This window comes from Bacillus sp. 1A (assembly GCF_052682215.1).
This window is the reverse complement of sequence record NZ_JBQYLZ010000001.1, coordinates 3,207,284-3,220,797: the sequence shown is the minus strand read 5'-3', so window position 1 is coordinate 3,220,797 and position 13,514 is coordinate 3,207,284. Positions and strand designations below refer to the sequence as shown.

The 13,514-nt window shown below is 33.6% G+C and carries 11 protein-coding genes, 3 pseudogenes and 1 riboswitch; of the genes and pseudogenes, 4 read left to right on the top strand and 10 right to left on the bottom strand.

The features are described from left to right. Positions 1-103: 103 nt before the first annotated feature. The 8 genes and pseudogenes from tnpB to ACUN0F_RS16350 form a co-directional block, all read right to left on the bottom strand. Positions 104-1,231 carry an IS200/IS605 family element RNA-guided endonuclease TnpB gene (gene tnpB / locus ACUN0F_RS16385; RefSeq protein ID WP_445539712.1) on the bottom strand — a complete coding sequence of 376 codons (1,128 nt, stop codon included), beginning with the start codon at positions 1,229-1,231 and terminating at the stop codon, positions 104-106. Between the two features lie 652 nt (positions 1,232-1,883). Then, a complete protein-coding gene (locus ACUN0F_RS16380) occupies positions 1,884-2,765 on the bottom strand; it encodes a 5'-methylthioadenosine/S-adenosylhomocysteine nucleosidase (RefSeq protein ID WP_445539711.1) in 882 nt (293 codons plus the stop codon). Positions 2,766-2,928: 163 nt separating this feature from the next. After that, positions 2,929-3,032: riboswitch (purine riboswitch) on the bottom strand. A 244-nt stretch (positions 3,033-3,276) separates the two neighbouring features. Next, positions 3,277-3,393, bottom strand: a pseudogene (locus tag ACUN0F_RS16375) (helix-turn-helix domain-containing protein); the annotation flags it as partial. 369 nt (positions 3,394-3,762) lie between these two features. Then, positions 3,763-4,221 carry a DUF2262 domain-containing protein gene (locus ACUN0F_RS16370; protein ID WP_097858601.1) on the bottom strand — a complete coding sequence of 153 codons (459 nt, stop codon included), beginning with the start codon at positions 4,219-4,221 and terminating at the stop codon, positions 3,763-3,765. 197 nt (positions 4,222-4,418) lie between these two features. Beyond that, on the bottom strand, positions 4,419-4,589 hold the full coding sequence (locus ACUN0F_RS16365; protein WP_000052060.1) for a DUF4083 family protein: 171 nt from the start codon (positions 4,587-4,589) through the stop codon (positions 4,419-4,421). A gap of 162 nt (positions 4,590-4,751) precedes the next feature. Further along, positions 4,752-5,726, bottom strand: coding sequence for an alpha/beta hydrolase family protein (locus ACUN0F_RS16360; protein WP_445539710.1), 975 nt, complete (start codon positions 5,724-5,726; stop codon positions 4,752-4,754). 15 nt (positions 5,727-5,741) lie between these two features. After that, entirely contained in the window at positions 5,742-6,866 is a 1,125-nt protein-coding gene (locus ACUN0F_RS16355) for a helix-turn-helix domain-containing protein (protein ID WP_445539709.1), read from the bottom strand. A 290-nt stretch (positions 6,867-7,156) separates the two neighbouring features. Next, complete coding sequence (locus ACUN0F_RS16350; protein WP_264461011.1) at positions 7,157-7,483, bottom strand: hypothetical protein; 327 nt, start codon at positions 7,481-7,483, stop codon at positions 7,157-7,159. A gap of 497 nt (positions 7,484-7,980) precedes the next feature. Here ACUN0F_RS16350 and ACUN0F_RS16345 point away from each other — a divergent pair. Next, positions 7,981-8,839 (top strand): annotated as a pseudogene (locus ACUN0F_RS16345) (hypothetical protein). A 320-nt stretch (positions 8,840-9,159) separates the two neighbouring features. Then, complete coding sequence (locus ACUN0F_RS16340) at positions 9,160-9,372, top strand: hypothetical protein (protein ID WP_264461009.1); 213 nt, start codon at positions 9,160-9,162, stop codon at positions 9,370-9,372. A gap of 29 nt (positions 9,373-9,401) precedes the next feature. On the opposite strand, the pseudogene ACUN0F_RS16335 reads toward ACUN0F_RS16340, so the two are convergent. Together ACUN0F_RS16335 and ybaK are read right to left on the bottom strand one after the other, a co-directional pair. Beyond that, a pseudogene (locus ACUN0F_RS16335) lies at positions 9,402-10,061 on the bottom strand (hypothetical protein); the annotation flags it as partial. Positions 10,062-10,868: 807 nt separating this feature from the next. After that, positions 10,869-11,345, bottom strand: a complete 477-nt coding sequence (ybaK, locus tag ACUN0F_RS16330) for a Cys-tRNA(Pro) deacylase (RefSeq protein ID WP_445539708.1) — start codon at positions 11,343-11,345, stop codon at positions 10,869-10,871. Positions 11,346-11,685: 340 nt separating this feature from the next. On the opposite strand from ybaK, the gene ACUN0F_RS16325 reads away from it, so the two are divergent. Together ACUN0F_RS16325 and ACUN0F_RS16320 are read left to right on the top strand one after the other, a co-directional pair. Beyond that, complete coding sequence (locus ACUN0F_RS16325; RefSeq protein ID WP_087984160.1) at positions 11,686-12,963, top strand: histidine--tRNA ligase; 1,278 nt, start codon at positions 11,686-11,688, stop codon at positions 12,961-12,963. Positions 12,964-13,125: 162 nt separating this feature from the next. Next, positions 13,126-13,437: a hypothetical protein gene (locus tag ACUN0F_RS16320; protein WP_264461006.1), complete on the top strand. Its 312-nt coding sequence runs from the start codon at positions 13,126-13,128 to the stop codon at positions 13,435-13,437. Positions 13,438-13,514 lie beyond the last annotated feature (77 nt).

The following is a 13,514-nucleotide window of genomic DNA, read 5'->3' as shown; positions in this document are numbered from 1 at the left end:
TTAAAAAGTAGTTTAATGTTAACTTTTGAACTACCCCCACTTAACACTCTAACGAGCTGTTTGAAGTGAGGGATTCCTACGAACACCAAGGTATCCCTCAGTTTTATGAGTAGGCAATCCCCGTAATCCCTACGGTTAGGAGCCTTATGGCCTCTTTTCTCAAATTTTCCGCTGCATTCACATCTCTATCATGATACATACCACAAGAAGGACACTTCCATTCACGCAGGTTCAGGCTTTTCACATCTTTATTTTTGTAGTCGCAATGCGAACAAGTTTGGGAACTAGCGAATGTTTTCGACACCACAATCACTTGTTTCCCATACCAGCATGCCTTATACAACAACATCGCTTTGAATTGTGACCATGATACTTCTTGAATCACTTTCGCTAGTTTGTGATTCTGTAACATATTCGATACTTGCAAATCTTCTATCCCAATCACATCGTGGTTTTTGATGATCCTTGTAGAGAGTTTTTGCAAGTAATCCGTTCTTGCATTTTTGATTCGTTCATGAATACGAGCGACTTTAATTCGCTGTTTATGCCAGTTCGCTCCGCCTTTTGTACGTCTAGATAGAATACGCTGGGCATGAGCGAGTTTCTTTTCTAATACCCGAGACCATTTTGGATTACCGAATACCTCACCCGTTGAAAGAATAGCAAAGTTTTTCACACCAACATCTATACCAACAGCGGAATCGGTCTTCGGCAATTCTTGTACTTCTGCTTCAGCAAGAATCGAGACAAAATATTTTCCACTTGGATTCCTTCTGACAGTAGCACTCAAAATTCGTCCTTCTACCTCACAACTTTTGACAAATTTGACAAGACCAAGTTTCGGTAACTTCAATTTATTATCTATAATCGCAATGTTTCCATTTGTATGTTTCGTTGTATAGGATTGGACTTTATTGTTCTTCGATTTAAACCGAGGTGCTTTGTTTTGTTTTTTGAAGAATCTTGCATACGAGTCAGCGAGGTTGTGAAGAGAAGATTGAAGAGCGATACTGTCCACTTCTTTTAGCCATACAAATTCTTTTTTGAGAGTAGGTAATTGCGAAGAACAAGTACCATAGGATAACCCTTTTCCTGTTTCTTTATATCTATCATTCCACTTTTCCAAAAAGTAGTTAAATACAAATCGTGAACAACCAATTGTTTTCGTAATAGCTATTTTTTGTTCTAAACTAGGATAGATCCGAAACTGATACGCTTTATGGATAAGCACCGCTTTTCACCTCACTTCCTTTTTTTATTTGTTCACAATCTTTTTCACGATATGTACGAGAACGATATCATGATATAGCAAAAAATACTAATCACGTATTATTTCTTCTTTTTTGTCGAAAGTCCTCTGTCCCTTTCAAAAAAAATATACAAATGAAAGAACTTTTACAATGAAACCATTTCGTAGATGTAAAAATGCCTCGGAGCTATAACATTTTCTTTCTATAGGAACGAACTGATTACGATACCGGTACCTCATACTGATTCTTCACCCAAAAGAACCTTTAGGTTTTTTCCTAACCGTCATTCAGCTCCCACCTACTCATTGGACCATGTCCTACCCATTCCTTGAGGTGGAAGTTTTCTGTCGGGAAATGATAAATTTCAATTTTTTTATACAATTATGCATATTTGATAAATCGTTCAAAAAACATTTTGAATAAAAATTAAGATGATAGTTCGACTTTTCCTTTTTCTATACTTGTCTTTATTTTTTGGTGTAAAACCCTTCTTCCTCTGTAGAATACGTACAAAAATAGATTGGATACCATGTAAGGCACCAATCTATTTTAATTAAAGAAACTGTGTCAATTCTTAGTTCACAACACATTGCGCAGTAATGATAACATTTTTATATTGAGACAGAACTACTACTATTTATTTGGTATCAAATCTATATACTTTTTAACTACTTCATATACATATTCTTGATTTGCCGCCGCTGTATTTGGATTGTATTTTCCGCCGTTTGTTTTATTGTTAGATAACACTCGAATCCCTAAAAATGGTACGTCATAAGCTTTTGCGATTTGCGCTGCGGCAGCACCTTCCATTTCTTCAACAGATGTACCGTATTTTGTATGGAACCATTTAATTCTATCAACTTCATTATTCCAAAGATCTGCTGAACCTATAGTCCCTTCAACCACTTTACCTTTTGTATATTTATCTTTTACCGCATTAGCTGCTGCAAGTAAATCCTTATCTCCCTCGTAGTATCGGATTTTCTCAGCATTTGGATCTTCTCCTGCACTTCCTTCAGAAGCCATTAAATCCATTGAAATCCATTTTGTCGGTTCAATCCCTTGATTCTCATCCATATCTGTTGTTTTTAATGAACCTATGTTTGCTACTTGTTTTCCTAAAACAATATCAAATACGTTTAAATTTGCATCGTGTCCACCTGATGTTCCTTGGTTAATAATCGCCTTAGGCTTATATTTTTCAATAGCCACTGCTGTAGCAGCTGCTGTATTTTCCATTCCTTTACCTGTTTTCGCTACGATTACAGGATAATTGTCGACAGTGCCTTTATAAAATACGAAAGTTCCAGACTTTTCTTCTTTCACATTTTTTAACCTTTTTGCAAACTTCTCAGCCTCTATCGGCATTGGCCCTTGAATTAAGATAGGTTGTTGATTACTTTTTGCCTCTACTACTTGTTTTGGACCCGCATTACACCCCGCAAGTATTGAGAATGACAATGCAACAGTAGTTACTAGGGCAGCACATTTTTTCAACGTATTCTTCTTCATAAATAATCTCCTCTTTCTCTTGTTGTTTTCTATACTCGATGCTTTTGGTCCAAACAAAAAAGTTCTAGAAATTGTAGAAGAATCTCTACTTTCTAGAACTACGGTAGTCAAAGTTAATTAAGCACATGCAAAATTATAAATCGGTAGCGTACATTACATAGCACGGCCGAATACTTTAACCCGTAGTCCAGTTCTTTCATTGGGAACTAGGTAGAAACGCTCGGACCATATTACCGAGTATATACGAGTGGTGATGTGTAAAATTATTATATTGGTAATATATCAAACTTTTAGTGTGTACGCAATCTAAAAGTGAACGTTTTAATTAAAAATATTTTTAATGTTCGTTTTTAAAAGACAAATTATTTTTTTCGTCCATTTCGAAGTGAAAAATACCGTCAAAAAATTATATTCTGAATACTCAACTAAATCCACCTACAACATTGGATTTCTCATCTTCGCTAGTCGCGTACAATTCAGCCATTGCGAAGTCTAACCCAACAACTGTTTCTACTTCTTTTCGTTCAGCCAGCATTTTATTATAAACAAAGCGTACACATCCGAACGTTTTACGTATGAGATGTGCTTGTTCTTCTGTTGGATACAAACGGAATTTGTACGCCTTATTATGGCTTTATCATATCCGTTCACCTCATTTTCCGCTTCATTTCCCATAAGCTATGACTGTGATCACACAACCTGAACATTACACAATTATTATCTACTTTCATTGTTATACCAAACTTTACCTCTTATAAGAATGATTATATCAAGGGCGAAATAAATAGGAAAACCCAATGTTTGGCTACACCAAACCGAAATTCATCTCCCACCTACCTCTAGACTATCGCCTTTCACACGCCCCAGGAAGGAGATTTCTTTCGGATAATACGTTAAAACTATGCAACTCTCTACCTAGTATTTCATCGTTATTTTATAATAATGACAAAAAGGATTGATTATAGTAATCAATCCTTTTCATTTTCATCTCTCAAAACTAAATCTCTGCATCTAATAAATTGTACTCATTGTCAAAAGAAGCATGGATTCTATGTCCACCAAATACATCTCCACCATTATATTCGCAATATATATCATTTTCTCTAATTACAATGTCCATAAGAGTAATAGATTGCTCAAATGTTTCTTTCGTCATATCATATTCTCCTGCATCTACAGCATCCCAATCTAAATGTTCATCATTCTCATCATATTCAGGCCAAAAATCATTTTTATATTCTATTAATTCTTCCGCTATAGCGACCTTAGCTTTTTTATCAAATTCCTCTAAACATACATAAAGCTTTTCTGCTCTTTTCATCATTTCATGTACATGTACAAGCTCTTTTCCAATATCCAATCCCCAATGTACTTTTCCTTCGTTTTGTTCATATGTATGAAAAGTTTCATTAAAGATAAACATTCCAATCAATTCACTTTTTATTGATTTTTCCATAATCTCAATTCCTTTCTATGCGAAAAAAAGAAACGATTATATTATAAGTAGTTATAGCCGTTGACTTTCATATTATATAAAACCTGCATTATAGAGAAAGTAAAACTTTAGTTGGATTGAAGTAAAGTGAATTAAGTATCCTATATTTCCCGCCTCTGCCAATAAAAACAACAAGCCCCTCCCGTTTGAAGAGAGGGTCAATCTTTATTTTGTTCTTCTAACAATTGAATAATCCTATCTAACTTTTGCTCAACTGGATCTTGCTTTTTACGATTACTAGTATGCCGAATTATGCGTATAATCCCGCCAATCAATACACCGATAATCAATGCAGTAATGGCATAATAAATACTGGTTCCTAAAGACATTATTCAGAACTCCTTTTTCCTTATTATACCATCAAAAAAAGTCATATGTTGCGTAATTTCGGTTGTATATGTTATTCATGTTAATACATTTCCACGCCTATTATTAACCCACAACGATCAATCGCTCTCCCTACTACATTCCTCTTATTCATCATATTTTGCTTAGAGAGTCTTACTTCCTGCATATTGCGAGATAAAACGCGTATCCATCCAATTTACAATTATTCCTTCTAACTCTAGATGAAGCGGCTTATGTGCACCTTCCGCATAAATCTTTTTAAATTCCAACGCTTTAAAATCACCTTCAAAATATTTTAAGGTATGATCCATATTTTTTATTACATGTACTTCAGAATCACCTTGCACATAATCACCAATTCGCTTCGCTTTTTCAGGATTCGCCTGAAAATCTTTATCACCAGCAATTGCTAGTACTGGACATGTTACTTGTTGTAAATCTTTATAAATATCATGCTGAAAATGCTCTCTATACCATTTTGCGTTCATCGGTTTAAAACCAATTTTAACAATATCTTTTTTTGAGTTTATCATTTTCTCTGTTGCTTTTTGTGCCTGCTTTTCTCCTCGTTTCTCAATATTGAGAAGACGCATTAACTTTCCTTTTATTCCTTTTTGCTCTTTTAACTCTTTATAAATAATCTCTCTTTGTCTTTTCGTAGCCTCTTCTAATGATTCCGCAGCTCCTGTAAGAAGTATGAGTCCATCAACTGGCGTTCTTGCGTTTACTACAGTTGCCAACATACCCCCTTCACTATGACCAACTAAAATGATATTTTCCGGATCAACAAATGGCTGTTCTTTTACATACGTAATCATAGCCTCTATGTCATTAACTAAATCCCACATTCCAGTCTTCTGAAATTCCCCTTCACTCTTTCCTACCCCGCGCTTATCAAAATGGAGGGTTACTACTCCATGCCTCGACATTACATGCGCTAAATCTTTATAAATATTCGATTCAAGCTTTAACGGTACAATCATTCCATCACGATCAATTTCTCCAGATCCAGCAATAATGACAACCGCAGCATACTTCCCGTCAGCTTTCGGTTTAGTAATCGTACCGCGCAAAGTAAATTCACTATTTATCGCTACTTCATATTCGTCAAAGGTCATTATTTTGTCACCCCTCTATTCTTTTATATCCAATTTAAATTTTAAACTTGCTATTATATTTTTGTACTCTCTTACATCTTTCATCGGAGCGAAAACTGGATTCTCAACAATACTTTGTAACATGCTTCGCTTTATAATCTCTTCATTTCTAACTGTTTTAGCACCGAGTGGAAATTCTGCAAACCATTCATTAATCGCATCAAAATAGGAATCGCCATGTAAATGCAGGCTATTTACTGTGAAACTAGCTGCACAAACTGTTGCGTATTTCTGCAACATTTCTAATGCTCTTTCAAAATTTCCTTGCATGCAATATACTTGTGCAGCAGCATAGTATACTTTCAAGGTCATATTGGGGTGTAATGTTTCTATTTCATATATATCTATTAACATGAAAGCTCTATTTAAGATTATCTCTACCTTTTCAGCGTTTGAAGCATTTACTACTACATAATTCGGTATTGTCGCAACGAGGTGTATTAAATGTTGGTACATACTAATTTGCATCATTTCATTCGCCTTCTCAGCATTTCCAAGCATTTGATACGCTTGTGCGATTAAATCCTCTTCTGGAAAGTTAGGTCGTATCGTTTCGCCAAGTAATTGAAGCACCTCATTTGGTCTATTGAGTATAAGATAGCAAGTTGCTTGAAACGATACCGCCTCTTTCACAAGAGAAACATCATCACTTTCTTCCTGCACCCTGCTAAAAAGAGACATTGCCTCTTCTAAAATTTTAATTCTTTTATCCGTATCCTTTGTTAACATATGGTGGTTAATAAAAAGTAGTCCCATTTGAAGTAATAATGGAAAACAAGAATAATATTTTTTAATTATTCCCCTGCACTCCATCATTACTTCATCAAATGGTTCTTCACTAAAAGCTTCCGCTAGTCTATGATATAAATCCCTAATATCTCCCTGTTCCATTTGTGGTGTATAACAGATTAGTTCATCTATACTTATATTAAAGTACGATGCTAACAGTGGTAAAAATGTAATATCCGGATAACTCTGCCCTGTCTCCCATTTGGAAACAGACGCCTTCGTAATACCGATATACGCTGCTAACTCTTCCTGCGTAATTCCCTTTTCTTTTCTCTTATCCGCAATTATTTTATGAATATGAATCTCTCTCACTGTATCACCTCTTACTTTTATTATATGTACTATATTCTATACAAAATATGGATTTAAAGTCGACTTTCGTTAACAAAATCAACTGTTAGGAAACATTTCTCTAAAATTAAAGGCAGGAACATATTTGTGATATGTTCCTGCCTTTTTATTGTGGGATACCGATACATAGCCATCTAGCTAAGAGTTTGAAGTGCTTCAAATCAAACATTTCATCTCACCACAGTTTTCTATGGGAATCCAGTAAACAGCTTATTTATATAGTTTTCGAAAGCGGAAGTTATTTTAAAATTCTATGTTTCGATTTTTTCTTTACCCTTACGGATAAACCACCATATCAAAGCCACAAATAGCACGAAAGACGGTATTATTTGAATAAAGAAAAATCCTTTCCAAAAATAAAGTGGATTATTATATGTAAATTCTGTTGACGCCTCATGTTTATAAGAAACAAACGAACCTTCCAAACAAGAAATTGGAATTGTAAGTACATTTATCGCTAAACAGATTATTATCAATGATAAATTTTTAGCCTTAATTTTTGGTGAAACAGATAAGAAAAATAAAAATATTGAAATACCGGATATAAGAAACAATGGTATTACATAAAAAATCAACATAATATCCCTCCATGATTTTAATTGTACCATCAGCAAAGACAATTTTGATAACCTCACATGAATAGGGTATTCATGTGAGGTTATCAAAACGTCTCATTATCGGTATCAATGGAAAGAGGAAACCATATTCTCACAAAGGAACCTTCTTTTTTTACATGGATCCATGTATTTTTTATACACTCCTATCCTATCTCAGTTTTAAAATTCTCGTTTGTTACTGAATTAGCTGAAAATCCACATAAAAATTTGCATACTCTTAACCTGGGAATTTTCTAAAAACCTGACGATATCCCTCTCATAAAATCTCCTTTTGTACAGAAATAATAGAGTTGCTATAAAATACCGTTCATGTTATTCAGCAATTGGTCCAGATTGCAGAGTGATTTTATTAATTGTTTCTTTAATACTGTGAAGAAATGTATTCAAGTCAACGTAGCAGTTTAGTTCAATGGAAAATGTTGTAATATTAATAAAATTTTAGAAATGTAGGGAGAAAAATGAATAGTATTAAAAGATTGATTCAAGTTATCTTAGTAAGTACATCATTCCTAATTCTTAGTGGCTGTTATTTCTCTAAAGATAAACTAAATCAACCCATAAAAGAGTATTTAAAAACGAACTATGAAATGCAAGGGGAGTTTTCTGTTATTCAGACAGATAATAATTGGTTTGGAGGGATTGGCCATCAAACTTATGTAGAAATTAAAAAGCCATATCGTGCTTATCCATTCCTAATGATTGAAAGAGATACTTTAAAAATTTCAGAAGATGATAGTGATGATATCTATCATGAACAATTCAAGGGTGCATATATTGAGCAACATCCAGAAGTAGTTCAAGTAATTGAACAGATCATAAAAAAAATATGGATTAGTGAAATATCCTAATAAATTTATTTCGGTAGAAAATGGTCCTGTTTATATATTTCCTTACGACAACCTTGAGTTTAATATAATTTATTCTCAAGAGCTACTTGATGATTTTAAAAAGACCCAAAAGATAGATACTACTAAACTTTTACCTACATTAATACCAAGTGACCCCCGACGTGAAAATTATAATGTCAGGTATTTAGGTGTAGTAAATTTTCTATTTAAATTCGACATGTCTAAAAATAAACATCCTATTCCAAAGGCCCAAGACCTAATTGAGGACTTTCAAAAAAGTGGAGTATTAACAAAAGGGATATACAACTTAGATATGTTAGTAGATGATTCAAATGGGGGATCGGAATATAATAATGTAGCTTTGTTTGAAGTCGATGAAGATGGTAAATACACTATAATTGCTACTCCTAAATACGGTGAGTTAGAGGATACTTACTTTTATGGTGATTATGCGGCAAAAAAAATATAAAATAGAACTTTAGGTTGAATTACTTAATTGGAATTGACTAAAAATACATGTGGTTCCACCCATATTAAATGTAGTGTAACGCTTTTAGAAAACCAGCAAATGTTTTTCTATGTAAAAAACCCCTATTTTGATTTTATAAAAAGGGGTGTTGGACTTTTTAAAAGACTTGGAGAAATGTATAGAATATACAATTCTCCAAATCCTAGCTAGTTGCATAAGAAAAATGAATTTTATTAACTTTTAAAGTGAAAGAGTTACAATAAAAATACTTCTAATAGGGGCACTATACCCTTATAGGAAAATTGAGGAGGTTTCTATTTGTGAAAAGATTTCTATTGTTTCTGAAAGGTTGTTTGTGGTTAAATATTTGCTTGCTACCTCTCTCTTTTTTTATAGGTGGGATGGCAACAGATTCTCCTGACAGTACTGAATTTGATTTTTGGAAAGGATTTCTCTTTATTCAAGGAATCCCCCTTATAGTATTTATTATTGGCTTCTTTATCTTAGTTGTAATAAATAATAAAAAATGTTAATTGATGTGCGCTCTAATCCGATTTTCCTAGTATTTGTTTTTGGCATCTGACATCGTAGATTTCATTGTTCGTAACAGTTCTTCTTTTGTTATCTTTTCTTGCACATTTTTAAAAGGACCACCTAAAGATTTACCATTTTGATCCTTAATCTCTAGTTCTGTTATCTTTTTATTATTCTCCTGAATGAGTTGAAATAGAGCATATAAACGATCTAATTCTACTGAATCCAATTGACTAAAGTCAATCTCGTTACTCATTTGCAAAGTTAATAATAATTCATTAGTTGGTTTTCCCTCATCTGGATTTTTATTATCTAAAATATATTGAAGAGGATTTTCCGTTTCAGATTCCACGTAGCCTAATTTTTTTATTTCTTCTAGAGTTGGTGTGAATTTCTTATATTCCTCAAATGTTTTTTTCCCATATTGGTATTCATCACCTACTAGATACGAATAGAGGAGACCTTGTACCTTTACTCGGAATTTTAGATATTTGTTATTTTTTTCTTGTACAGTATGGTAGGTATTACCACCATTACTTTCATTTATCAGGCTCCAATCTGTTACAACAACATCAATACCGTGTTTTTCTTTTATATATTCTTGTACCTCAGCTTCATTTTCTTGATTACAACCACTTAGACATAAGAAACATAAAACTAGCAATATTACATGTTTCAAACTTTTCATATAAGCACTCCCTACGTAAGAATTAATTCTTGAATGTGCAGCACACTACTAAACCTTCTTTTCCTTAGTCGTATACTTTAACTTTTATATAGTTTGAATCTTAAATCATTTAAGTTACTTAATCCCCTAAATATACCACTTAAAGTATTACCGTCTTAAAATATATAACTTATTTGTTTTTAGGTCTTTCTCAATTCTATAAGCCTATATTTCATTGGGCTCATATCTAAAACGTACATTTATACCATGATATCTATTTTACTATAAAATTCGATTAAATTGTTAAAATATCCCTTTTTGTTTTTTCATTTCCTAGTATAGGTGTTCCTTCTACTCAATGAGGGAATATTTATGGAAAGACATTATACAATTTCAAGTTATGCACCATCTATAAGCAGAGAAAACATAGATATAAACATAACACAACCAAAGTAGCATATACGAATAATCGCATTTAGAATCACTAATGATAATGTTATACTACTATCAACCAAGAAGAACCCAATAAACTATGATTAATCACTACATCCTCTTTCAAGGGTAGCACCCCATGCCCATCTAGCTAAGATTGGGTATTTCTTGAACCCCTATCAAACACTCTCCCGTCACTTGTCTATCTTTAAGAGTAACTCTGCTTGTTTATTTAAAGTCCTCGCACCGAGGCTTTGTCGTCCCCCCAAAGCCAAACAAATGATTCAATTTATCCAGTATGTAAATAAAAAGGATAATCAGCCCCATAATGGACTAACTATCCTATAACTTCTTATCTAAACTTAATAAAACTAAAACTTCTTTCCCTATGTATCATTATTTCGTTACCTCACCAAACTGCGCTCTCGTTACTTTCGCTAAGTCATCCACTTTCAGCTCAATTTGTATACCAATTTTCCCGCCACTTACAATCATCGTTTCAAGTAATTGGGCACTTTCATCGATACATGTAGAAAATAACTTTTTCATTCCGACTGGTGAACAACCACCGCGAATATATCCTGACACTTTCGTAATATCTTTAACAGGAATCATTTCAATCTTTTTTTCACTTACTGCTTTTGCGGCAGCTTTTAAATTTAGTTCCTCATCCACCGGAATAATAAACACATGATAATTTTTACTATTCCCTTGAGCGATTAACGTTTTATATACTTCTCTCACTTCTCGTCCAATTTTCTCGGCTACTGATACACCATCAATTTTTCCATCGTCTGGATCATATGTCATCATCGAATATTCAATTTTTTCTTTATCTAATATTCGCATCGCATTTGTTTTATCCTTTTTCATAGTGGTCTCCTTAAACGGTTATTTCATATTATTAAGTTTTATTATACACCCTTTTCCATTTCTCCTACATAACTTCACGTATATTTCAAAACTAAAAATATTGATAATTCAAAAATCATCTGATATAATTTGGAAAAACTTATGTTAAGGAGAGATTTGTCATGCGAAATGTTAATACTTCTTTCCAACTTCATCATCATACGTAACGCCGTGTATCCGAAGAAAAATTTTTCTTCATGGGTACAGGGCTTTTCCTGTTGACCCACGAAGCGTTCATAAAGCTATGTGGGTATTTTTATACCCGCATAGCTTTTTTTAATTTAAAAAAGGAGTGATTATAATGGAAATGAAAAATGTAAAAGGAACGAAAGACTATTTACCAGAGGAACAAGTGTTGCGAAATAAAATTAAAAGAGCTTGTGAAGACACGTTCGAACGATACGGATGTAAACCGTTAGAAACACCAACGTTAAATATGTATGAGCTTATGTCTTACAAGTACGGCGGTGGCGATGAAATTTTAAAAGAAATATATACGCTTAAAGATCAAGGAAAGCGCGACCTTGCCTTACGCTACGATTTAACCATTCCATTCGCAAAAGTCGTGGCAATGAACCCGAACATCCGCCTCCCTTTTAAACGGTATGAAATTGGAAAAGTATTTCGAGATGGGCCAATTAAACAAGGTAGATTTCGTGAGTTCATACAATGCGACGTTGATATAGTTGGTGTAGAATCTGTCATGGCAGAAGCGGAACTTATGAGTATGGCGTTTGAACTGTTCCGAACGTTAAACTTAGAAGTAACGATCCAATATAATAACCGAAAATTGTTAAACGGCATTCTCGAATCTATTAACATCCCTACTGAACGAACGAGTGACGTCATTTTATCATTAGACAAAATCGAAAAGATTGGGATTGATGGTGTACGAAAAGATGTACTAGAGCGCGGAATTACTGAAGAAATGGCTGATACGATATGTAATACCGTTTTATCTTGTCTAAAGCTTTCAATTAATGACTTTAAAGACGCTTTCAATACTCCACTCGTTGCCGATGGAGTAAACGAACTACAACAATTACAGCAATATTTAATCGCTCTTGGAATAAATGAAAATGCTATATTCAATCCATTTTTAGCACGAGGACTTACAATGTATACAGGTACCGTGTATGAAATCTTTTTAAAAGATGGCTCGATTACATCTAGCATCGGTAGCGGTGGTCGATACGATAATATTATCGGAGCATTCCGTGGTGATAATATGAGCTATCCAACAGTCGGTATTTCATTCGGTTTAGACGTTATTTATACAGCGCTATCTCAGAAAGAAACAATATCATCTACAGCGGATGTATTTATCATCCCACTCGGGACAGAATTACAATGTTTACAAATTGCCCAGCAATTACGTTCTACAACTTCCTTAAAAGTCGAACTCGAACTAGCAGGACGCAAATTAAAACGGGCCCTTAATTATGCCAATAAGGAAAACATCCCTTATGTGCTTATTATTGGGGAAGAAGAACTTAGTACAGAAACCGTTATGCTGCGGAATATGAAGGAAGGTAGTGAGGTGAAGGTTCCCCTTTCTTCTTTAAATAGTTATTTATAATACGAACCACCCTCGCTTGGGTGGTTTTTCTATTTTATAGATAACGAAACCATTAGTTAACATAAAACAATTATATTCTACTAAAAATCACAAGTATTTAATATCCAATTACCTATTATTTTTGGCAATATATAGATATTAATTATTTTAGGAGGATTTACTTTGAAAACTTACATACAAGCACTAAAGTGGACTACAGGGATCTCTCACCTATTATTACTTCCTTGTTATTATTTATCTCCAAGTTTTATTAACCTAGACGTGATACCTTTACTACTATTGATTGCTTTACATATTACTACTATTTTATTAGCTAACAAAGCAGGCATGAATACATACGCTCATTATATAGGTATTATCGTTACTCTAGTTGCCTTCTTTCCTTATATAGACGTCGTTCTACATATTATAGCAGCTGTTTTCCTTTTATTAGATGCTGCTTCTACTACTAAAAAGGAAGTTTTTAATTCATAGCAAAATCAACAGCACATCCCCAGAATAGATTCACATGCATTTTAATTACAACCAAAATTTAAGAAAGTAAAAAATAA